At 32.8% G+C, this 21,374-nt stretch carries 20 protein-coding genes and 4 tRNA genes; 13 read left to right on the top strand and 11 right to left on the bottom strand.

Translation table 11 applies throughout. The annotated features are described in order from the left end of the window. Positions 1-10 precede the first annotated feature (10 nt). Positions 11-1,114, top strand: a complete 1,104-nt coding sequence (locus tag FLAK523_RS14975; protein ID WP_248904959.1) for a glycosyltransferase — start codon at positions 11-13, stop codon at positions 1,112-1,114. 4 nt (positions 1,115-1,118) lie between these two features. Continuing rightward, positions 1,119-1,526 carry an FdtA/QdtA family cupin domain-containing protein gene (locus FLAK523_RS14970; RefSeq protein WP_248904957.1) on the top strand — a complete coding sequence of 136 codons (408 nt, stop codon included), beginning with the start codon at positions 1,119-1,121 and terminating at the stop codon, positions 1,524-1,526. On the opposite strand, the gene FLAK523_RS14965 is transcribed toward FLAK523_RS14970, so the two are convergent. The 3 genes from FLAK523_RS14965 to FLAK523_RS14955 are packed head-to-tail and all read right to left on the bottom strand — an operon-like array spanning position 1,510 to position 4,034. Further along, on the bottom strand, positions 1,510-2,460 hold the full coding sequence (locus FLAK523_RS14965; RefSeq protein ID WP_248904955.1) for a glycosyltransferase family A protein: 951 nt from the start codon (positions 2,458-2,460) through the stop codon (positions 1,510-1,512). The two genes, FLAK523_RS14970 and FLAK523_RS14965, sit on opposite strands and share 17 nt — an antisense overlap. Next, positions 2,461-3,351, bottom strand: coding sequence for a glycosyltransferase (locus FLAK523_RS14960; protein WP_248904953.1), 891 nt, complete (start codon positions 3,349-3,351; stop codon positions 2,461-2,463). It abuts the gene before it with no gap. Further along, the gene (locus FLAK523_RS14955; RefSeq protein ID WP_248904951.1) at positions 3,351-4,034 is read right to left on the bottom strand and encodes a cell division ATP-binding protein FtsE; all 684 of its coding nucleotides are present in this window, start codon (positions 4,032-4,034) and stop codon (positions 3,351-3,353) included. Before FLAK523_RS14955 ends, FLAK523_RS14960 begins: the two co-directional genes overlap by 1 nt. Before the next feature lie 279 nt (positions 4,035-4,313). Here FLAK523_RS14955 and FLAK523_RS14950 point away from each other — a divergent pair, with 279 nt between their 5' ends. Together FLAK523_RS14950 and FLAK523_RS14945 are read left to right on the top strand one after the other, a co-directional pair. Continuing rightward, positions 4,314-7,328 (top strand): tetratricopeptide repeat protein, encoded by a 3,015-nt coding sequence (locus tag FLAK523_RS14950; protein WP_248904949.1) that lies wholly within the window; start codon positions 4,314-4,316, stop codon positions 7,326-7,328. Between the two features lie 111 nt (positions 7,329-7,439). After that, a complete protein-coding gene (locus tag FLAK523_RS14945) occupies positions 7,440-9,206 on the top strand; it encodes a TonB-dependent receptor (protein WP_248904947.1) in 1,767 nt (588 codons plus the stop codon). A 96-nt stretch (positions 9,207-9,302) separates the two neighbouring features. On the opposite strand, the gene FLAK523_RS14940 is transcribed toward FLAK523_RS14945, so the two are convergent. After that, a complete protein-coding gene (locus tag FLAK523_RS14940) occupies positions 9,303-9,848 on the bottom strand; it encodes a DUF2911 domain-containing protein (RefSeq protein ID WP_248904945.1) in 546 nt (181 codons plus the stop codon). A gap of 198 nt (positions 9,849-10,046) precedes the next feature. Between FLAK523_RS14940 and FLAK523_RS14935 the strand changes: the two genes are divergently transcribed. The 3 genes from FLAK523_RS14935 (at position 10,047) to asnB (ending at position 14,078) form a co-directional block, all read left to right on the top strand. Beyond that, the gene (locus FLAK523_RS14935) at positions 10,047-10,496 is read left to right on the top strand and encodes a hypothetical protein (RefSeq protein ID WP_248904944.1); all 450 of its coding nucleotides are present in this window, start codon (positions 10,047-10,049) and stop codon (positions 10,494-10,496) included. 85 nt (positions 10,497-10,581) lie between these two features. Beyond that, positions 10,582-12,207, top strand: a complete 1,626-nt coding sequence (locus FLAK523_RS14930) for an amidohydrolase (RefSeq protein WP_248904942.1) — start codon at positions 10,582-10,584, stop codon at positions 12,205-12,207. A 194-nt stretch (positions 12,208-12,401) separates the two neighbouring features. Then, positions 12,402-14,078, top strand: coding sequence for an asparagine synthase B (gene asnB, locus FLAK523_RS14925; RefSeq protein WP_248904940.1), 1,677 nt, complete (start codon positions 12,402-12,404; stop codon positions 14,076-14,078). 281 nt (positions 14,079-14,359) lie between these two features. Here the strand turns inward: asnB and FLAK523_RS14920 are convergent, their stop codons facing one another. Then, positions 14,360-15,805: a S41 family peptidase gene (locus FLAK523_RS14920; RefSeq protein ID WP_248904939.1), complete on the bottom strand. Its 1,446-nt coding sequence runs from the start codon at positions 15,803-15,805 to the stop codon at positions 14,360-14,362. A 123-nt stretch (positions 15,806-15,928) separates the two neighbouring features. Here FLAK523_RS14920 and FLAK523_RS14915 point away from each other — a divergent pair, with 123 nt between their 5' ends. The 4 genes from FLAK523_RS14915 to FLAK523_RS14900 all read left to right on the top strand — a co-directional run bounded on the left by FLAK523_RS14915 (position 15,929) and on the right by FLAK523_RS14900 (position 18,067). Next, positions 15,929-16,438 (top strand): RNA polymerase sigma factor, encoded by a 510-nt coding sequence (locus FLAK523_RS14915; RefSeq protein WP_248904936.1) that lies wholly within the window; start codon positions 15,929-15,931, stop codon positions 16,436-16,438. Then, complete coding sequence (locus FLAK523_RS14910) at positions 16,425-16,871, top strand: hypothetical protein (RefSeq protein WP_248904934.1); 447 nt, start codon at positions 16,425-16,427, stop codon at positions 16,869-16,871. Before FLAK523_RS14915 ends, FLAK523_RS14910 begins: the two co-directional genes overlap by 14 nt. 78 nt (positions 16,872-16,949) lie before the next feature. Continuing rightward, complete coding sequence (locus FLAK523_RS14905; protein WP_248904932.1) at positions 16,950-17,528, top strand: DUF4252 domain-containing protein; 579 nt, start codon at positions 16,950-16,952, stop codon at positions 17,526-17,528. Positions 17,529-17,533: 5 nt separating this feature from the next. Continuing rightward, positions 17,534-18,067, top strand: a complete 534-nt coding sequence (locus tag FLAK523_RS14900; protein ID WP_248904930.1) for a DUF4252 domain-containing protein — start codon at positions 17,534-17,536, stop codon at positions 18,065-18,067. 126 nt (positions 18,068-18,193) lie between these two features. Here the strand turns inward: FLAK523_RS14900 and FLAK523_RS14895 are convergent. From FLAK523_RS14895 to FLAK523_RS14880, 4 genes are all read right to left on the bottom strand, one after another. After that, positions 18,194-18,266, bottom strand: a tRNA-Lys gene (locus FLAK523_RS14895). 34 nt (positions 18,267-18,300) lie between these two features. Further along, positions 18,301-18,383: transfer RNA gene (locus FLAK523_RS14890), tRNA-Leu, on the bottom strand. Between the two features lie 39 nt (positions 18,384-18,422). Continuing rightward, a tRNA-Lys gene (locus FLAK523_RS14885) sits at positions 18,423-18,495 on the bottom strand. Positions 18,496-18,531: 36 nt separating this feature from the next. Further along, positions 18,532-18,604: transfer RNA gene (locus FLAK523_RS14880), tRNA-Lys, on the bottom strand. 129 nt (positions 18,605-18,733) lie between these two features. On the opposite strand from FLAK523_RS14880, the gene FLAK523_RS14875 reads away from it, so the two are divergent. Next, positions 18,734-19,252: a shikimate kinase gene (locus FLAK523_RS14875; protein WP_248904929.1), complete on the top strand. Its 519-nt coding sequence runs from the start codon at positions 18,734-18,736 to the stop codon at positions 19,250-19,252. Here FLAK523_RS14875 and FLAK523_RS14870 read toward each other — a convergent pair. Further along, entirely contained in the window at positions 19,244-19,744 is a 501-nt protein-coding gene (locus tag FLAK523_RS14870; RefSeq protein WP_248904927.1) for a phosphoribosyltransferase family protein, read from the bottom strand. The genes FLAK523_RS14875 and FLAK523_RS14870 overlap by 9 nt on opposite strands. Positions 19,745-19,827: 83 nt before the next feature. After that, complete coding sequence (locus tag FLAK523_RS14865) at positions 19,828-20,220, bottom strand: RNA-binding S4 domain-containing protein (RefSeq protein ID WP_248904925.1); 393 nt, start codon at positions 20,218-20,220, stop codon at positions 19,828-19,830. A gap of 78 nt (positions 20,221-20,298) precedes the next feature. Here FLAK523_RS14865 and FLAK523_RS14860 point away from each other — a divergent pair, with 78 nt between their 5' ends. Next, the gene (locus FLAK523_RS14860; RefSeq protein ID WP_248904923.1) at positions 20,299-21,279 is read left to right on the top strand and encodes an FKBP-type peptidyl-prolyl cis-trans isomerase; all 981 of its coding nucleotides are present in this window, start codon (positions 20,299-20,301) and stop codon (positions 21,277-21,279) included. The last annotated feature ends 95 nt before the right edge of the window (positions 21,280-21,374 follow it).

Genomic DNA, 21,374 nt, shown 5'->3' with positions numbered 1-21,374 from the left:
ATTTTGGTTTATGACTCAAAAGAAAGTTTATAAAATTTGTCTTATTAGTGAACAACTCGCCAATGGCGGTGCTGAACGCTGTGCCGCATTATTGTCTCAATTTTTCGAAAACAAGAATGTGGAAGTCCATCATGTCACAATTTTGGATATAATTGAATACGAATATTCAGGTCAGCTTTTAAATCTAGGAGAACAGAAGAACAAAACAAATGGACTCTTCAATAAACTGAAAAGATTCAATATTCTTAGAAAATATTTAAAAGAGCATTCCTTTGATTACATAATTGATTTTAGGGTTAAAAACAATCAGTTTCAGGAGTTTTTGACTACTAAGTTACTCTACAAATCGCCTTATATAATGACGGTTCATAGCTATATGACTGAGATGTATTTCCCTAAATTGCAGTTTCTAGCCAAAAAAATATATTCCGATGCATATGGAATTGTCACCGTTTCTAAAAAAATAGAAGAGAAAATCCAAAAGGAATTACAATACAATAATTTATTTACGATTAACAATCCCATAGATATAGAAAGTATTCAAAGACAATCTAGAGAAGAGATTGATGTCGACTTTAAATATATCCTGGCAGTAGGAAGAATGGTGGATAATATCAAACAATTTGATAAACTGATAACCGCTTATTACCATTCTAATTTACCAAAAGAGAATATTCATCTTGTTTTATTAGGGGATGGTGTTTTTCGTGAAAAATTAGAAGAGCAAGTTGGCCAACTTAACATTGTCGATAAGGTTCATTTTCTGGGTTGGAAAGAAAATCCGTTTTGTTTTATGAAAAATGCAGTATTTACTGTTTTGTCCAGTAAGAACGAAGGATTTGGGAATGTGCTCGCAGAATCACTTGCTTGCCAGACTCCGGTAATTTCTTTTGATTGTCTTTCTGGTCCTGCTGAAATTGTAATTGATAGATACAACGGACTATTAGTAGAAGATCAAAATATTGAAAAATTGACCCAAGCTATGAATTTGATGATAGAAGACATTGAGTTGTATCATTTTTGTAAACAGAACGCACTTAAAAGTATCGAAAAATTTTCATTGGAAAATATAGGCAATCAGTGGTTAGAATATCTTAAAATTGATGTAAGTTAGCCTTATGAATATTGAAATCATTAATATCCCAAAAATTGAAAACAGCCAGGGAAATCTTGCTGTTATTGAACATAATGCAATTCCATTTGATATAAAAAGGGTGTATTATTTATATGATATCCCGAGTTCTGCAAAAAGGGGAGGGCATTCACATAAAAAGCTAAAACAAGTGCTGGTTGCTATTTCAGGAAGTTTTGATGTTGTTTTAAAAGATGGAAGCCAAGAACAAATTGTCACACTAAATAAGCCGGACAAAGGCTTGCTGATAAACAGTAATGTTTGGCGTGAATTGGAGAATTTTTCTTCTGGAGCGGTTTGCCTTGTTATGGCCTCTGATGTGTTTTCTGAAGGCGATTATATTCGGGATTTTCAGGAATATTTAGATTATTTGAAGTTTAATCATATGTTGTAATTCGGATTCCCTTTTCTAACAAACCAATTTTTATTTTTTTTATAATTTTCAACAGAAACAAAGGGGAATTTAATAAAAAACGTTGTTTGTAGTTTAATCCGGAAATTTCAGGATTGGAATCAATTCTTTTTTTTATTTTATCAAAATTGAGAGTGTCATTTTCAATCTTATATTGTTTAGCCATTATGTACCTGTTGAAATCTAGGTACTTTTTTAGACTTCGATTGTTTTGGGTAAGAGATTCATATGAATCAAAATCGGTTATTGTTTTGTTTCTTAATTCAGAATTTGTAATTTTATTTTCTGAAAACATAGTGTATTCAACCAGATTTTCAGGTGAATAAGCCAGTTTAAATAAATTATTGGCCCTAATATTAAAGTCCACGTCTTCTCCAAAAGTGATCTGTTCGTTATAAAAGCCTATTTTTTCTAAAACTGATTTTTCGACACATAAACCTGATGGGCAATAAATGGGTTGGGATAAACTGCTTTCGAAAAAGTCAGCTACAATTCCATCGTTTTTAAAATTTTTTAGATTGAGTTTAGGCTTAATAGCAATGGTGTTGGCGTAAATTTCAAGATAATTTGTTGCATATATTCTTGCTTCTGTGAAGTTGTTTATTAAGGAAGATATTTTTTGTAAATAATTTGGCTTCCAGATATCATCAGCGTCCAAAAAAACAATATAGGATGAGCAAGCGTGTTTTATTCCTGTATTTCTGGATGCTGAGAGGCCTTTGTTTTGCGGATGATGAAACAGGGTTGTTTTTTTAGATTCAAAAGGCAATACTTTTTCGACACTTTGATCAGTTGACCCGTCATTGATTATTATTATTTCGAAGTCATTAAATGTTTGGTTAAGTACACTTTTTAAAGTGGCTTCAATGTGTTTCTCCTTGTTGAAAAGCGGAATTATGACAGAAAAAAAAGGCATCTAGTTTATGTTTAAATAACAAAAATAGCCTATTTTATAGAAGTCAAACAACAATAATGACGGTTTTTTTGAAGTTAAGTTTTCTTCTAACCTTATATGTAATCCCTGAAACAACATTGCCGCCAAGAATTCGATTTTGAAAAGGGAAAGTACCTTGTGGATTTTAATTAGTTTGCTATCGACTTTAATTTTCGAATTGTTTTTTGAAATAAATAAAAGGGTTTCAAGAGCAGTTTTTGTTTTGGAAATAAACAATTCGGAAGTTTCCAAATTCAGATGATACAATGGGTTTTCAATATGTTGAATTTCTATGTTTTTATCCTTTAATGAATGAATAAAAGTAAAATCTTCATAGCCGTAAGTGTTGATTTTTTCATCAAACAAAATTGTTTCAAAAATAGATTTTTTTATTAAAAAATTAGAGATGAATGTAGTTTTATAAGGATTTTTTTTTCGTTCAGATAATGGAATAGCTTCTCTTTTTTTTCCAAATACCCATCGTAATAATTTGTCTCTATCAGGTTTGTTTTCAGTATAAATAATTCCTCCAAAAAAAACACCTTTGACTGATGAATTAATTTGGCTGATGTAATTTGAAATAAAATTAGAATTTTCAGGTAAAGTGTCGCAATCCATATAAAGCAACCACTCATAATTCGACTTCGAAGCCAGTAAATTTCGAATCTTACTTCTACCAATGTTTTTATCTAAGATTATATAACTGCATTTATCTAAACTATTGATTTGATTATTTTCGGGGATTTCAAAAGTGGAAGAATCATCGAAACATAAAATCTCAAAAACTAGATTAGATTCCACACACTGCTTATGCAATTCTAAAACTAAAGGAAAAGCATTGTAATTATATGTTGGAATAAGAATGGAAAGCATTATGCTGGTCTCTGAACTACTTCAAAAATTTTAGTATCTTCACATTTTAAAGTTTTCGATGGGTATTTCATCAATAAGGCATAATCGTGAGTGGCCATAATGATTGTTTTACCGTTGGCATTGATGTTTCTTAAAACTTCAAGTACTTCCGCACTAGTTTGTGGGTCTAGGTTACCTGTAGGCTCATCTGCAAGAATAAGTTCAGGATCGTTAAGCAAAGCTCTTGCAATGGCAACACGTTGTTGTTCTCCACCAGAGATTTGATGCGGCATCTTGTTAGCATGATCTTTCATCCCAACTTTATCCAATACTTCATCAATTTTACGTTGCATTTCCTCATTGTCAACCCATCCAGTTGCTTTTAGGACAAATAACATATTGTCTTTTATAGTACGGTCCGGTAATAATTTAAAATCTTGAAATACAATCCCGATTTTTCTTCTCAAATAAGGAATGTCATCTTCTTTCAAAGTATGTAAATCAAAATCGACGATATGTCCTTCACCTTCTGTTAAAGCGAGATCAGCATAAAGAGTTTTCATCAGACTACTTTTTCCAGATCCGGTTTTTCCAATAATATATAAGAATTCACCATGATTTACCTCCAGGTTTATATTAGATAATATGACCTTTTGACCTTGATAAATGGTTGTGTTTTTTAATGAAAGTACCGGTTGAGACATAATTGAAATTGTTTATTGGGTAAAAGTAATAAGTAAACGGTTGTATTCAAAATATATTTCGTCATTAAAATGGGATAGATGTAAATATAAACGCTTAATAGTTAAATAAAGAGTTGTATTCAATCTACTACAACTGTAAAGTACGAATTTTTTTAAAAAAGAATATTTTACCTAAATGTTGGCAAAGTTGTTGTTAAAACAATTGTTCATAATAAAACGGGGATCCTACCCGTTATAGACCATAGAATATAATACATTTGAATATTAAAAAAAATCAAAATGCACAAACTTAATAGATTCCTCTTTTTATTGTTTTTTGTCTCCTCAATTAGTATTTCGGCACAAAAATCAACTGTTTACACCCATGAGTTGAAGGATTTTAATACGGCACTTTCTTTATTCAATCAAAAACAATATGCTTCGGCTCAGGTTATTTTTGATAAAGTAAAAGCAACAACGGCTAACGAAGAGTTAAAATCCGATTGTTCGTATTACTATGCTAATTGTGCGATTAGGAATAATCAACCCAATGCTGATGAGCTGATGGAGCGTTTTGTTTCTGATTATCCTACAAGTGTAAAAAGTAATCAGGCTTTTAAAGAAGTGGCTCACTTTTATTTTGAACAAGGGTATTATCCTCAAGCCTTACAATGGTTTGAAAAGGTAAACGAAAACCAATTAAGCGGTACGGAAAGAGATAAGTTTAACTTTCAAAAAGGATATAGTTATTTTAGTTCCAAAAAGAAAAAAGAAGCGACAACTTATCTTAATAAAGTTGTAAATTCAGCTGAATATGGTTCTCAAGCTAAGTATTATTTAGGTTTTATGGCTTACGAAGGGGATGATTACAAGCAAGCTACTAAATATTTTGATGAGGTATCAGGCGAAGAAAAATACAAAGAGAAGCTTTCGTATTATCAGGCTGATATGAATTTTAAGTTGGGAAATTTTCAAAAAGCTATAGAGCTGGGTGAAAAAGCGATGGCTAAATCTAGTGCTATTGAAAAATCAGAACTAAATAAAATTATTGGAGAAAGCTATTTTAATTTAAAAAAATACGATGCAGCAATTCCTTATTTAGCTCAATATAAAGGAAAAAAAGGGAGGTGGAGTAATACTGATTTTTATCAACTGGGATATGCTTATTACAAGCAAAATGATTATGAAAACGCCATTTCTCAATTCAATAAAATCATAAACGGTAAAGATTTTGTGGCTCAAAATGCTTATTACCATTTAGGGGAAAGTTATTTGAATTCAGATAAAAAACCACAGGCGTTGAATGCTTTTAAAAATGCTTCGGAAATGGCATTTGATGTTTCTATTCAAGAAGATGCTAGTTTGAATTATGCTAAATTGAGTTACGAGATTGGGAACTCTTATCAAAGTGTACCAGAGGTTTTGTTAAGTTTTTTAAAAAAATATCCAAACAATGCCAGCCGTTCAGTTATTGAAAAATTGCTAATTGATTCTTATATCTCTTCAAAAAACTATAAAGAGGCTTTAGTATTATTAGAAAAGAATAAAACACCAGAAAATAAACTGGCTTATCAAAAAGTGACTTTTTATAGAGGATTAGAATTGTATGCGGATAGATATTATCAAGATGCTGCAAAAATGTTTAAAAAATCTATTGATGGTCAAATAGATCCTGAGTTTGCTGCCAGAGCTACTTTCTGGAAAGGGGAAACGGAGTATATTTTGGACGATTTTAAAAATGCATTGTTGAGCTATAGACAATTTACCGGTATGTCACGTGCTTCAGCAACACCAGAATATAAAAACAGTAATTATAATATTGCCTATGCTTATTTCAAATTGAAAGAATACGATCAAGCGGCTACTTATTTTCAAAATCAAATTGATTCAGTGAAAGAGGACTATGTGCGTTTGAATGATTCTTATTTACGATTAGGAGATTGTCGTTTTGTGACATCTAAGTATTGGCCAGCTATGGATGCTTATAATAAAGTGATAGACTTTAAAAAATCAGATGCTGACTATGCTTATTTTCAAAAAGCGATTTGTTATGGTTTTGTGGCTAAAAACGACAAGAAGATAGAGGAGCTAAATGCTTTTTTACAGTTGTTTCAAAAATCCAGTTATAGAGATGATGCCTTTTATGAATTAGGGAATACTTATGTTGCAGAAAAAAAACCAGACTTAGCCATAAAAACGTATGATCGTTTAATAAGCGAGTTTAAAAGCAGTTCTTATACTTCAAAATCAATTTTACGTCAGGGATTGATTTATTATAACTCTGACAAAAATGAAGAGGCTTTATCGAAATTCAAAAAAGTTGTTGCTGAATACCCTAAAACACCTGAGGCGCTTGAGGCAGTAGCGACAGCAAGATTGATTTATGTTGATAGTGGTAGAGTGGAAGAGTATGCTACTTGGGTTAGAGGTCTTGACTTTGTTTCTATTTCTAATGCTGATTTAGATAATGATTCATATGAGTCGGCTTTTAAACAATTCGAGCAAAACAACAATAAACAAGCAATTACGGGTTTTAGTGCTTATATCTCTAGTTTTCCAAAAGGGATTCACGCAGTGCAAGCTAATTTTTATCTGGCACAATCGTATTTCTCTGGAGGTTTAGAAAACAAATCAATACCGAATTATGAATATGTGATAGGACAGCCTAGAGGTGAGTTTACAGAGCAGTCTTTGGCTCGCTTGTCTCAGGTTTTATTGAAAAACAAAGAAAATGAAAAAGCAATTCCGGTTTTAATTCGATTAGAAAATGAAGCCGATTTTCCTCAAAATAAAGTTTTCGCACAGTCGAATTTGATGAAATGTTATTATGATGCAAAGGACTATTCGAATGCAGTTAATTATGCTGAAAAAGTATTGAATAATTCTAAGACAGATGATAATGTAAAAAGTGATGCTCAAATTATAATTGCCCGTTCTGCTATGCAAACAGGTGATGAGTCGAGAGCTCGTTCTGCTTATGCTACAGTGCTTACCATTGCTAAAGGGGAACTAGCTGCTGAAGCATTGTATTACGATGCTTACTTTAAATTTAAAGACAAGAAGTACGAAGCATCAAATACTGTAGTTCAAAAACTAGCGAAGAATTATTCAGGGTATCGTTTTTATGGTGCCAAAGGATTAATACTTATGGCAAAAAACTTTTATGGATTAAAAGATAGTTTTCAAGCAACTTATATTTTGGAAAATGTAATTCAAAACTTCTCAGAATATCCTGAAGTAATAAACGAAGCTAAAAAAGAGCTTGAGACTATTAAAGCCGAGGAGTCAAAAACAAATTCATCGATTTCAAAGTAGTTAGAAGAGTCAAGACATAAGTATCAAAAGATAAATAAAAAGAAGGAAAGAAGCATTTAGTCACAAATTAAAAGATTCTTTTTTTCTTTTATCCTTCAAAAAAAATATAATATGAAATTCAATTTCCAAAATAAGAGTACTGTAATTTTAGTATTAATAGCATTTCAGTTTTCGTTTGCCCAGAAAAAAGAGGACAATATAGGAGCTGAGGTTGTCAATGTTGTTAAGCCATATACTCCCACACTATCAGATGCGTTCAAGGTACAGGAAACTGCTGTGCTGGATGATGCGGGGAATGCTAAAAAAGAAAATGTGAAATACTCCATTTTTTCTTTTCCGGTAGCTTCGACTTTTACCCCTTCAAAAGGGAAAGCGGAAGGAGTGGAGAAAACAAAACAGGAACATTTGTTTAATAATTATGCGACTTTTGGTGTTGGTAATTACGGCAAACTAATAGGAGAATTGTATGTTCATCAGCCATTAGACAATAACAATTATGTAGGTGGTATGTTTCGTCACCTTTCATCACAAGGAGGAATAAAAGGAGTAGAGCTTGACGATCAGTTTTATGATAGTGCTATAGATGTTGTGTATGGAGCAAATCAAAACAATATGTCCTGGAAATTAGATTTAGGATATCATAATGAAATTTATAATTGGTATGGTTTGCCTAAAGGATTTGGTTCAGGTTTAAGTCCGGCTGATAGAATTAGTTTGGTTACAGGAATAGAGCCAATGCAGTCGTACAATACAATTACAGCTGGCGGAAAAATTGATTTTAATGAAGGGCTTTTGGATGAAGCTAAAATTCGATTTAATCGTTTTACGGACGGTTTTGGTTCTGCTGAAAATAGATTTTATGCAAAGCCTTCATTGCGATTTGCCGTAATGGATGAATCTATAACGACTAATATTACAGTTGATTATCTAGGAGGAAGTTTTAAAAATAATTATTCGAATACAAATACACAACCTTTAAAATATGGTTTTACGAATTTTGGGATTTCTCCAAGTTTTGTAATGCTTAAAGACGATTGGACCTTAAACATTGGGGCATCTGTGTTCTATAGTTTGGATACTGAAAACAGTAAGAATTCTTTTTTCGTCTATCCAAATATTTCAGCATCGTATAAAGTTGTTGGTGATTTGATGCTTTTTTACGCTGGAGCCGAAGGGAATTTAGAACAAAACACCTATATGGATTTTGTAGCTAAAAATCCTTATGTCTCTCCTACTTTGAATATTGCGCCTACTGACAAACAATTTGATATATACGCGGGATTGAAAGGAAAACTGGCTAGTAATGTTAGTTATAACCTTCGCGCTTCATATTTAAATGAAAGAAACAAAGCCTTGTTCTTAAGTAATGATTATAATGAAGACAGCTCAAATAAAGATTATGGTTTTGGGAATTCTATGCGTGTTGCCTATGATGATGTGAGAACATTAGGTTTTTCGGGGGAATTAAAAGCTGATTTCTCTGAAAACGTGAGTTTTGGAATTGGTGGTTCTTATAATGATTATACAAGTGATATGGAATTAGAAGCTTGGAATCTGCCTACGATAAAACTGAATTCGAATATTGACTTCAATATCACTAAAAAGTGGAATGCAGGGGTTAATGTATTTTATGTTGGAGATCGTAAAGACCAAAAAAACAACACTGATATTGTTTTCATAACCGCTCCAGGTACAAATCCAACTACCTTAGATAGTTATTTTGATGTTAATGCTAACATTGGATTTAAATATAGCGAAAGGTTATCAGGATTTCTAAAAGCAAATAATATCCTGAATAATTCTTATCAAAAATGGATGGATTATCCTGTTCAGGGTTTTCAAATAGCTGTAGGAGCTAATTATAAATTTGATTTTTAATTCGTTTAAATAAATGAATAAAGATTTTTAAAATTGGCATAAAAAAAATGGCTTCCTTTATTTTGGAAGCCATTTTTTTTATGTTCTTATTAATTGTTATTCCGTAAAAGGAACTGCAACTCTTACTTTGTCCCAACCCATATTTAGGATTATTCCATTGTCTGATTTGCTAAAAACCATTGAAAATGCTTCTAATGATTCTTTACCTTCGGTTACAGGAACAACTAGGCGAGCCACGTCATTTTCTACTTTGTAAAAATAAGAACCCCAAACATTAAGGTCTTTATTAATAATAATGGTATAAGTGTCTTTTTCAGGAATTGCATAAAAGGTATAAGTTCCTGCTTTAATTTTAGTTTGTCCTAACTTCATATCCTTGTATAAAGTGATTTCGGTTGCTTCATTAGCTCCTGTTCTCCATACTTTTCCGTTTGGAGCTAATTCGCTAACATTACGTCCTTTTAATACGGGTCTGCTATAAGTAACTTTTGCGATTTTATCGGCATTTTTGTAATCTGTTGGAAATGAAGCTACATCCATTGGACTTTTGTCAAGATCTGGAAATTTTTGAGCATTCATATTCGATGATAAAAGCGTTGTAAAGGCAAATGCCATTGTGGCAATAAGTGTCGATTTTTTCATATTTTGTATTAAAATGATTAGAATGCTAAAATTATCGATTGTGTTTTGATATATGTAAAAAATCATGTTAAAATTTAGATCTGAATCTCCATTGAAAAAAGTTAGTGCAACTTTAGAATAATAACATAACTTTGACTGCTTTGAATAGGTGTGATTAGAGTATTGCATATCGCATCTTAATTTTTATAAAACCCAAAAATGACTTTCAAGCAAAAAATATATAAGTATTACTCCCAATTGGTTCAAGATAGAATAGATGTGTTCAGAGATATGATTACTGCTTTGACCGAAGATTCAAAGAACGATGCCAAAGGATCAGCTGGAGATAAGCACGAAACAGCTTTGTCAATGATGCATATCGAACAGGAAAAGCTCAATACTAAATTAAGAGAAGTACTGAGCCAAAAAGCCGTTTTGGATAAGATAGATTCTACAAAAGTTGCTGAAATAATTATTATAGGTAGTTTGGTTAAAGCCAATGGAATTTATCTTTACCTGAGTCTGGCACTCCCGAAAATTAATATTGAAGGAATAAATGTTATTGCTTTGTCTCCACAATCACCATTGGGGGCTCATTTAATGGGGAATAAAGTTGGTTTCACTTTTGAGATCAACACCACTAAATATTTGATTGAAGAAATTTTATAAACTTTTTTCAGCCTGAATAATTCCGATTGCAGTTTAGTGCTATCCAGGCTTCTTTCCTTAATTTATCCTTTCTAAATTTTTTATTATGAAATGTATTACATCACTTCTTGCTTTGTTTTTGTTGTTATCCTGTAATCAAATAAATAAAATTTCCGTTGATACCATTATTACGGATGCTACTATTTATACCGTAAATAATACATTTGATAAAGCATCTGCGATGGCAATCAATGAAGGTAAAATTGTTGCTATTGGTACCAACGATGAAATCACAAATAAGTATGAATCCAATAATACTGTAGAAGCCAAGAATAAATTCATTTATCCAGGATTGATAGATGCCCATTGTCATTTTTATTATTATGGTCTTTTTTTGCAAGAAGTAGATTTAAATGGAACAAAAAGCATTCAAGAAATAGTCGCACGCATTAAATCTTTTCAAAAAGAAAATAAAACAGATTTTATTGTCGGAAATGGATGGGATCAGAATGATTGGGATAACAAAAAATATCCGTCAAAATCTGATTTAGATATCGCATTCCCTGACATCCCTGTTGTTTTAAGGCGGGTAGATGGTCATGCAATGGTTGTAAACAGTAAAGCTTTGAAGCTAGCCGGAATAACCAATAAGACAAAAGCTGTAGGTGGTCAAATAGAAATGAAAAACGGGGAGCCAACAGGTATTTTAGTTGATGGCCCAATGAATTTAATTAATAAAATTATTCCAGCTCCAAGTAGGAAGGTTCAAATAAGAGCGCTATTGGCTGCTGAAAAAGTTATGTTCGATTACGGATTAACAACGGTTAACGATGCTGGTTTGGATCCAGATATTATTAATTTAATGGATAGTTTGCAAAAGGCAAAGAAATTGAAAATTAATATTTATGCCATGGTTTCTGCAAATCAAAAGAATCTGAACGATTATCTTAAAAAAGGGATTTATAAAACTGATAATTTAAATGTAAGGTCTTTTAAAATGTACGGAGATGGTGCTTTAGGTTCTCGTGGTGCTTGCCTTCACAAAGAATATTCAGATATGCCAAAACAATACGGAGCGCTAACAACGCCGTTTTCTGAAATGAAATCGTTCTCGAAACAAATTGCAGCTTCAGATTTTCAATTGAATACACATGCTATAGGAGACTCGTCTAATACAGTTGTTTTGAAAATTTATAAAGAAGTTTTAAAGTGGAAGAAAGACAGAAGGTGGAAAATTGAACATGCGCAAGTTATACAGGAAGCCGATTTTGATTATTTTAAACTAGGGATTATTCCATCTGTACAGCCTACCCACGCTACATCTGATATGTATTGGGTTGGAGAAAGATTGGGAAAAGAAAGGTTGAAAAATTCCTATGCTTATAAAAAATTATTGCAAAAGGCTGGAATTATAGCTTTAGGAACTGATTTTCCGGTTGAAGAAGTAAATCCAATGCTGACATTTCATGCCGCCGTAACCAGAAAAGACATCAAAGGATATCCCAAAAGTGGTTTTCAAATGGAAAACGCTTTGACTAGAGAGGAAACGATAAAAGGAATGACCATTTGGGCAGCTTATTCTAATTTTGAAGAAAAGGAAAAAGGAAGTCTCGAAGTTGGGAAATGGGCTGATTTTGTAATTTATGATAAAGATTTAATGAAAATTAATGAAAATCAAATGGTTAAAATGAAACCAACGCAAACGTTTCTGAAAGGAATCAAAATGAATTAAACTTTTGATAAAAAGAAAAATTTACAATATTTCCCGCAAAAGATAGATTTACTCCTGTTTTGATTACATACTAGTCGTAAAATTGCAGTTACGGTTATAATTTGTAATCAAAAACAACAATAGTGTTTCTCGATTATAACTGTTATTGCATCTTTGTCTTATCAAGTAAAACAAAACGTTTAAAATATATAGTTATGTGTGGAATAGTATGTGCCTTTGACCTAAAACAAAAAGCGGAAGTTTTAAGACCGCAAGTATTAGAAATGTCTAAAATCATTCGTCATCGCGGTCCGGACTGGAGCGGAATATTTAGTAATGATAAAGCAATCTTGTCTCATGAAAGATTAGCAATTGTAGATCCAGCATCTGGGAAACAACCTTTATTTAGCGAAGATGGAAACTTAGTTTTGGCGGCAAATGGCGAAATCTATAACCACAGAGCATTGCGTAAGCAATTTGAAGGAAAATATAACTTTAAAACGGAAAGTGACTGTGAAGTTATTTTAGCACTTTACAAAGAGAAAGGGCCTCATTTTATTGATGAGCTGAATGGTATTTTTGGGTTTGCTATTTATGATGTAGAGAAAGACGAGTATTTTGTTGCTCGAGATCATATGGGAATAATTCCTTTATACATAGGATGGGACCAACACGGAACTTTTTATGTAGCTTCAGAATTGAAAGCTTTGGAAGGGTTTTGTGCCAAAATAGAATTATTTCCTCCAGGACATTACTTGACGAGTAAAAACGGCGAATTTGTACAATGGTATAAAAGAGAATGGACTGAATATGATGCTGTAAAAGATAATGTTACAAGTATTCCTGCAATTAAAGAAGCATTAGAAGCAGCAGTTCATAGACAATTGATGAGTGATGTACCTTACGGAGTTTTGCTTTCAGGAGGTTTAGATTCTTCTATCACTTCGGCTGTAGCCAAAAAATATGCACAAAAACGTATTGAGTCAGATGATGTTGCCGATGCTTGGTATCCACAGCTGCATTCTTTTTCTGTAGGTTTAGAGGGTTCCCCAGATTTAGCGGCTGCTCAAATTGTAGCAGATCATATTGGGACAATTCATCACGAGGTTAAATTCACTATTCAAGAAGGTTTGGATGCAGTGCGTGATGTAATTTATAGTTTGGAAACTTACGATGTAACTACCATTAGAGCTTCAACACCTATGTGGTTAATGGCTAGGGTAATTAAATCCATGGGTATCAAAATGGTATTGTCCGGTGAAGGAGCTGATGAATTGTTTGGGGGGTATTTATATTTTCATAAAGCGCCAAATGCTCAAGAATTTCACGAGGAAACAGTACGTAAGTTGAGTAAATTACACATGTACGATTGTTTGCGTGCTAACAAAAGTTTAGCTGCTTGGGGTATTGAAGGTCGTGTGCCATTTTTAGATAAAGAATTTATGGATGTGGCCATGAGAGTTAATCCTCAAGATAAAATGATAACTGGCGAACGCAAAATGGAGAAATGGGTGCTTCGTAAAGCTTTTGAAGATATGTTGCCGCCAAGTGTAGCTTGGAGACAAAAAGAACAGTTTTCTGATGGTGTTGGATACGGCTGGATTGACACTTTGAAAGAAGTGGTAGCGGTAGAAGTTTCGGATGAGCAATTAGCTAATGCGAAATACAAATTCCCTTTACAAACACCAACATCCAAAGAGGAATATTATTACCGTTCCATTTTTACGGAACATTTCCCAAGTGATGCTGCGGCACTATGTGTTCCTCAAGAAGCAAGTGTGGCTTGTAGTACTAAAATCGCTTTGGAATGGGATGAAGCATTCAAGAATATGAATGATCCTTCAGGAAGAGCAGTTGCAAGTGTTCATGATGATGCTTATGCAAAAGCTTAGTTTTATATTAATATTGATGGTTTGAATATAGTGGAAAAGTGCTCTCAATTTATTGAGGGCTTTTTTTTGTGGTTGTCCCGTCCTGAAATAAGTAGAAATTAAAGATCCGAGAGCTAGAGTTAAAAGGGTTCACTTGTAAGCTGATGTTGATGCGTATTTACAATTGTATTATGAATGAACAATAAAATTGAGTGAGTTAAAACGGTTGTCTATCCCATAATTATACACAAAAAAAAACTGCCCTAATCGTAAGATTGGGCAGTTTTTATTATTAAGTTGTACTATTCTAATGCTTTTAATAAACCTTCTGGTGCTTTTTCAATGTACATTTGGTTTAGAACCCCGTTGATTGATTTAGTGTCTTTAAAGTAATCGAAATCTTTTTCAGGACTTTTCATTATCATTTTTGTAGTTCCTGTAATCTTACCTATTGCTGTACTTAATAAAGGTTCCGTGCTGTTTCCAAGAACTCCTAAATTACCTATGTTTTCTTTTAAAGCAAAAGTAGGTTCAAGTCCATTGAAATAATCCCCAAAACCATCTGAATTAACAATTTTTAAAACAATAGGCTGCATTGCATATTTATGATTTGGGCTTCTTTTTTCTTTACCAAAAGTAGGAGAATCATATAGGGTAACTGAACCAACATTTTTACCAGTGGTAATATCGCCTATTTGAATTACACTCATATGTGGTTCTAATCCATTTATCACTAGTTCAGATGCTGAAGCAGAACTTTTAGATGTTAAAATATAAACCTTAGTCAAATTTAAGCTGTTGATAGGTGTAGTTCCTATTTTGTCAGTAAAAAAGTTTTTAAGCAAGTCAGGATTGTTAGATTCAAAATAGGAATTGATTTTAGAATTCCATTGCTGCTTAGCAAATACTTTTCCGGTATGTTGTCCAGTAATCATACTAGCCAGTCTAGTGGCTGTAAGAACTGAACCTCCTGAGTTGTATCTTAAATCTAGCACTAGAGAAGTTATTCCTGCTGCTTTTAATGTTCCAAAGGCTTCATTTAATTTTGTGTCGAAGTCTGCATAGAATCCATTATACATCAAATAACCAATTTTGTGGTCGCCAGAATTAATTACTGTATTGATGAAAATAGGATTTTCGGATAAAACGGTTTTTGTTAGTGATACTGATTCTCCATTTGGAGTAATAGCTCCTCCGTTATAATCGGCTAGATTTAAGGTGTAATTTTCTAGAGCCAATAAGGATTGATAATTACTAACGGTAAGTTGAGTTCCGTTGATACCATAAAAAATGTTTCCGCGTTGGATGTCTTTTGTTGAAGCATCTGAATTTGGAAGAATATAACGTACCCAACCAAAAATTTCAGTACTACTGCCAGCCTTGTAGCTCAAACCAAATTCTACACCACTGTTTTTAGTGATTCCTTGAAGCGATTGTTCTAATGTTTCGTAGTCATTTACAATCCAGCTAAACCTATCTATAGATTTATCTACTCTTAATGCATTAAATAAATCTTCTGGAACAGGATTCCCTTTTAGAAAAGTGTTTAATTGGTCTTGATATTCAAATCTATCATCAGATAAATTTGGAACATCTTGTTGCCATAAATAGTATTGGTTAAGTCCTTTCCAAATGAAATTTTGGATTTCTAGACTTGCTGGCGGTCCTAAATCATCATTGTCTTGACAGCTTTGGAAAGAAAAAACGGCTAAGAATAATAGTAGGATAAACTTGTATGTGGTTTTCATATGGGGTATTTTAATAGTATACTTAACGTAAAATTAATAACTTTAGTTTTATTTCCTATACTTTGTAACAAAATTAACATTGGTTCGTCTTGATAGTATAACCGATTTACTAAATCTAATGCAATGAATCAAAACGAGTTTGTTCTTTTAATTGCTCCTTTCAAAGACAAAGTCTTTCGCTTAGCTAAGCGATTACTTGTAAGTACAGAAGAAGCGGAAGATGCTACTCAGGAGGTTTTGGTTAAACTATGGGGTAGAAAAGAAGGCTGGTCAGAGTATAATAATATGGAGGCATTTGCTATGACAATGACTAAAAACTATTGTTTAGATCAGTTAAAATCGAAAAGAGCAGGGAATTTGAAAATTGTCCATAACAATTATACTGGCAGAGAACCTAGTTTAGATAAAAAAGTTGAGGATGTTGATAGTTTAAAATGGGTGGAAAAAATTATTAAGAATTTGCCTGAACAACAACGATTGATAATACAGTTGCGTGATATCGAGCAATATGAATTTAAAGAAATTGCTGTTATTGTAGGTATGAATGAAACTGCCATTCGCGTGGCGCTTTCCAGGGCAAGGAAAACGATTAGAGAAAGTATGACAAACACACATAATTATGGAATTAGATAAAATAGATATAATACTGGAAAAATACTTTCAAGGAGAAACCAGTATTTCTGAAGAAAATGAATTGAAGGCATATTTTTCTTCTTCGAATATTGCGCCGCATTTAGAGGAGTATAAACCAATGTTTTCTTATTTTGGAGCAGGAAAAGAACAGAAATTCGAAAAGGAAATTCCTCTATTAGCTAATAAACGCTATGTTGCTTGGGTATCAATTGCAGCATCCATAGTTGTTTTATTTGGGATAATAACTTTTGTTTTTACTGAGGATAAAGTTATGAGTAAAGAGCTAGGAACTTACGATGATCCAGAGGTAGCTTTGAAAGAAACGCAAAAAGCATTAGCGATGTTGTCAGGCCAGGTGAATGTTGGCATAGAAAGTGTAATATATGTTAAGGAATATGAAAACGCCAAGAATAAAATATTTGTTAAGCATTAAAAATAGAATGGGTTTGATTTGCAATAAAACCTGAATAGTAACAATTAACAGAATTCAATCAAATTAAATATAAATAAAATGAAATCAACAACAAACGAAAACAGAAAGAACAGTAAGTTAAACTTGAGTAAAAAGTTTATAATCACATTAATGCTAGTTTTAATTTCGAGCCCATTTTTCGCTCAAAATGCTTTTGACAAATATGAAGGGCAGAAAGAGGTAACTTTCCTGATCGTAAATAGAAAAATGTTTGACTTGATGAGTAAGGTGAAAGTAGATACTTCAGACAGAGAAACGCAGCAGTATATGAACCTGATAAAGAAATTAGACAATCTTAAAGTGTTCACAACAACAAGTGTCACAACAACTGCTGATATGAAAGCAACTGCTGAGAGATATATAAAAACTTCCGGGTTAGAGGAATTAATGCGAGTGAATGATAGTGGTAAGAGTGTAAAAATATTTGTGAAATCAGGAGCGACAGATACACAAATAAGAGAGTTGTTGATGTTTATTGAAGGAGGAAGCAAGGCAAATGAAACGGTATTAATGTCTCTTACCGGTAATTTTGATTTGAATGAAATTTCTATTCTTACTGATAAGATGAGAATTCCTGGTGGGGACGATTTAAAAAAGGCAGCAAAAAATAAAAAATAAAAAATATGAAAAAGATATATGTAGTTTCGATTGTGATAAGTCTTGCTCTTGGAGGTTGTAAAAGCGAACCGTCCTTGCAAAAGTATTTTGTTGAAAACACTGAAAACAAAGATTTCATAGCTTTGGATATATCGCCTACGATTTTGAATGTTGATAAAGCAACATTATCGGCAGACCAAAAGACGGCGCTGGAATCTTTTGAAAAGATGAATGTTTTAGCTTATAAGCGAAATGATAAAAACCAAGTTGAATTTGAAATTGAAAGAGCGAAGGTAAATTTGATTTTAAAGGACGAAAAGTATCAGCAACTAATGAAGGTTAGTTCCGGTAAAGAAGGAGCTTCGGTGAGTTATATTGGTGCCGATGAGCATATCGAGGAGTTTGTTTTCTATGCTCATAAAAATGAAAATGGTTTTGCGGTGGTACGTGTATTAGGAAAAGATATGAATCCAACTAATATTGTGACCATGTTGCAACTTCTTAAAAAATCAAATATCGATTTAGAACAATTGAAGCCTTTGCAGCAATTATTGAAATAGATAGTTTTCTAAATATAAAAAAGCGTCCAGATAATTTATCTGGACGCTTTTTTCATTTATGTTAATGCTGTAATTCTAAATTGAATTCCAATAAAAAAGGCCAAGTATAAAATACTTGACCTATTGTGACCCGACTGGGGCTCGAACCCAGGACCCCATCATTAAAAGTGATGTGCTCTACCAACTGAGCTATCGAGTCTATAATAAAAAAATATAAGAAGGCTAATGATTCGTGACCACGGTGGGATTTGAACCCACACGCCCTTACGAGCACCACCCCCTCAAGATGGCAAGTCTACCGTTTCTCCACGTGGCCTATAAAAAAAGGTCAAGTAGTGAAATACCTGACCTATTGTGACCCGACTGGGGCTCGAACCCAGGACCCCATCATTAAAAGTGATGTGCTCTACCAACTGAGCTATCGAGTCAATCATTCAAGAAAATTATGTGTTGATCACAATTTGTGACCCGACTGGGGCTCGAACCCAGGACCCCATCATTAAAAGTGATGTGCTCTACCAACTGAGCTATCGAGTCATAATTTCTTTGCTTGAATGCGGGTGCAAATATAAGGACTTATTCCGGAGTTTTCCAAGTAATTTTATTATAAATTTGTCTTTTTTTTATAATTATTCTTAACGCATTAGTTTATAAGCTTTTATTCTCATGAAAAAAATAATATTATTAGGGTATATGGGTTGTGGAAAATCGACAATCGCAAATTCACTGTCAAAAAGCAGTAGTGTTCCTTTCGTCGATTTAGATAAATACATCGAACAAAAGGTAAATTTACCTGTTAGCGCTATCTTCGAGAAGCACGGGGAGATTTATTTTAGAAAATTAGAACACGAACTTTTTATTGAATTATTGAATTCTCCTGGAAAAATGATCATTGGATTAGGAGGAGGGACTCCTTGTTATGCTAATAACCACGAATTGTTAAAAGGGGATGGCGTACTGTCTATATATCTAAAAGCTTCTATAGAGACTCTGGTGGATAGATTAATGTCTAATAGAAGCAAACGACCGCTTGTTGCGGATAAATCTGAGGAAGAGTTAAAAGAGTTTGTTGCAATGCATCTTTTTGAAAGAAGCTATTATTACAACCAGGCCCAGTACATAGTTAGTGTGGATAATAAATCAATTCATCAAACGGTGCTGGATATTCAGGCCATTCTAGCTTAGGTAAGCATAGCTTTCTCCATTTTCGTCAAAAACTACCTGAACGTGTTCTAATAAAGAGGTGGAAAGTGATATTCCTTTAAAATCGGCTTTTACAGGGTATTTTTTATGATTTCGATCTACTAGCACTGCGGTTTTGAATTTTTTCAAAGGCACGTCCAGAAAATGTCTTACTGCATAGATTAATGTTGTTCCTGAGTTTAACACGTCGTCAATAAGAACTAAACCTTTATTAGTGTATTGCTCTTTTGTTAAAGAAGTATGGATTTCTAATTCTGGATTTTGTTTGTTGATTTGAACTTCACAAAGCGAAACCTTCAATGTCGAAATGGATTCAAGGGTTTCGGCAATTTTTTTTGCAAAAATAAAGCCGCTATTGGCAATTCCTGCTAATACAATCTCCTCTTCATCTGCAAAAGTTTCGTATATCTGGTAAGCGATTCTTTTTGTTTTATGTTCTATTTCTTGATTTGTCAGGATGATATTTTTGCTCATTTTTTTTAATATATAAAAAGGACTAATCCTTTTTTGGTTTTTTTTATTTTGTTTGAGATTATGATAAGTTGATTAGTAGCGTCTTATTCAACTTCGTCTTCCTCTGAATTAACCTCATTTCCATATTCGTCAATGTCTCTTCGGTCTTTTTTGGTAGGTCTTCCTGTTCCGGTTTTTCTGTAATGCTCCTTAGACAATTTTAATAATTCAAGATGTTGGTATACCTCGGCAGGGGTGTCATTACGTCTATAAATGTCAACTAGTTTAGCTCCCACACGACTCTCTGGGATATCTAACACTGTTATTATTTGCGTGATTTGGTCCTTTCTAAATGTAATCTTATCAGTTGGAAAAACTTCCTTTGAGGGCTTGGCAACCTGACCGTTTACGGTAACATGGTTTTTTTTGCAAGCCTCTGTTACCATATTTCTTGTCTTGTAATATCGAACGCACCATAAATATTTGTCAATTCTCATAAATTTTCTAAAATCGGAGTTAAATAGTTTACAAAAATAAATCAATATTGTATCTTGCGCACTTAAAAATCATCAATAATGAACAAATTTAAGTATTATTTTATTTTAATAATTACATCTATCTCACTATTTTCTTGTTCGAAAGATAAGGACACTGTAGAAGTTGCATTGCCAAGAGATTATGCGGCACAATATGCTACTGAAATTGTAGATATCGAAACCTATTTAAAAGCGTATTATATAGATTTTACAGATCCGAATTTTGCTGATAAAGATGTGGAGATTTTAAAAATCACCAATGCAGCTACTCAGCCTTCAATCTGGTCTTATTTGAATAAAACAACATTTCCAAAACTTTTAAGTAAAGATGTGAAGTTACATGATATTACTTATAAATTATATTATTTAGTATTGAGAGAAGGAACTGGAGAATCTCCGTGTAATGCTGATGCTGTATTAACTGCATATAAAGGAGAATACTTAACAAGTAAAACAGAGGCTAGTGTAACTACAGTTACTCCTACGTTCTTTGAACAAAATACAAAGCCGCAGCAATTCTTTGGATTGTTAAACGTAATTATAGGATGGAATGAAGTTTTTCCAATGTTTAAAAAAGGAACCTATGTAACAAATAATGACGGTACTGTATCGTTTAGTAATTATGGCTCAGGGGTAATGTTTTTACCATCTGGATTAGCCTATTATAATGCTGGACAAGGTTCAATTCCTTCTTATTCTCCGTTAGTATTTAGTTTTAAACTTTATGAAATACAACGATTAGATCAAGATGGAGATGGAATTCCTTCTTATCTTGAAGATGTGAACGGTGATAATTTTATGCGAGTTTTAGCAAAAGGTGTTGTTAATCCTGACGATACTGATGGTGATGGAATACCTAATTTCTTAGACATAGATGATGATGGAGATAATTATACAACTAGATTTGAAATTACAGGTTCAAATGGTGTTTTAATACCTTTTATTAATGTTCCTGATTGTAGTGGTAATACAACAAATACAACTAGAGTTAGAAAACATTTAGATAAAAATTGTCATTAATACATAATGACAACGAGTCATAAAAAAATCCCATTCGGTAAACGAATGGGATTTTTTTTGGTTTTTATTACCTTCTCCAAAAGGAAAGGTGATAA

It is taken from the genome of Flavobacterium sp. K5-23, from assembly GCF_023278045.1.
GTDB lineage: Bacteria > Bacteroidota > Bacteroidia > Flavobacteriales > Flavobacteriaceae > Flavobacterium.
The sequence above is the reverse complement of the archived record's forward strand: the minus strand, read 5'-3'. Positions and strand labels throughout refer to the sequence as shown.

Coding starts and splice junctions, on each gene's coding strand:
- FLAK523_RS14975 (WP_248904959.1), top strand. CDS start 11: ATGACTCAAAAGAAAGTTTATAAAATTTGTCTTATTAGTGAACAACTC.
- FLAK523_RS14970 (WP_248904957.1), top strand. CDS start 1,119: ATGAATATTGAAATCATTAATATCCCAAAAATTGAAAACAGCCAGGGA.
- FLAK523_RS14965 (WP_248904955.1), bottom strand. CDS start 2,460: ATGCCTTTTTTTTCTGTCATAATTCCGCTTTTCAACAAGGAGAAACAC.
- FLAK523_RS14960 (WP_248904953.1), bottom strand. CDS start 3,351: ATGCTTTCCATTCTTATTCCAACATATAATTACAATGCTTTTCCTTTA.
- FLAK523_RS14955 (WP_248904951.1), bottom strand. CDS start 4,034: ATGTCTCAACCGGTACTTTCATTAAAAAACACAACCATTTATCAAGGT.
- FLAK523_RS14950 (WP_248904949.1), top strand. CDS start 4,314: ATGCACAAACTTAATAGATTCCTCTTTTTATTGTTTTTTGTCTCCTCA.
- FLAK523_RS14945 (WP_248904947.1), top strand. CDS start 7,440: ATGAAATTCAATTTCCAAAATAAGAGTACTGTAATTTTAGTATTAATA.
- FLAK523_RS14940 (WP_248904945.1), bottom strand. CDS start 9,848: ATGAAAAAATCGACACTTATTGCCACAATGGCATTTGCCTTTACAACG.
- FLAK523_RS14935 (WP_248904944.1), top strand. CDS start 10,047: ATGACTTTCAAGCAAAAAATATATAAGTATTACTCCCAATTGGTTCAA.
- FLAK523_RS14930 (WP_248904942.1), top strand. CDS start 10,582: ATGAAATGTATTACATCACTTCTTGCTTTGTTTTTGTTGTTATCCTGT.
- asnB (WP_248904940.1), top strand. CDS start 12,402: ATGTGTGGAATAGTATGTGCCTTTGACCTAAAACAAAAAGCGGAAGTT.
- FLAK523_RS14920 (WP_248904939.1), bottom strand. CDS start 15,805: ATGAAAACCACATACAAGTTTATCCTACTATTATTCTTAGCCGTTTTT.
- FLAK523_RS14915 (WP_248904936.1), top strand. CDS start 15,929: ATGAATCAAAACGAGTTTGTTCTTTTAATTGCTCCTTTCAAAGACAAA.
- FLAK523_RS14910 (WP_248904934.1), top strand. CDS start 16,425: ATGGAATTAGATAAAATAGATATAATACTGGAAAAATACTTTCAAGGA.
- FLAK523_RS14905 (WP_248904932.1), top strand. CDS start 16,950: ATGAAATCAACAACAAACGAAAACAGAAAGAACAGTAAGTTAAACTTG.
- FLAK523_RS14900 (WP_248904930.1), top strand. CDS start 17,534: ATGAAAAAGATATATGTAGTTTCGATTGTGATAAGTCTTGCTCTTGGA.
- FLAK523_RS14875 (WP_248904929.1), top strand. CDS start 18,734: ATGAAAAAAATAATATTATTAGGGTATATGGGTTGTGGAAAATCGACA.
- FLAK523_RS14870 (WP_248904927.1), bottom strand. CDS start 19,744: ATGAGCAAAAATATCATCCTGACAAATCAAGAAATAGAACATAAAACA.
- FLAK523_RS14865 (WP_248904925.1), bottom strand. CDS start 20,220: ATGAGAATTGACAAATATTTATGGTGCGTTCGATATTACAAGACAAGA.
- FLAK523_RS14860 (WP_248904923.1), top strand. CDS start 20,299: ATGAACAAATTTAAGTATTATTTTATTTTAATAATTACATCTATCTCA.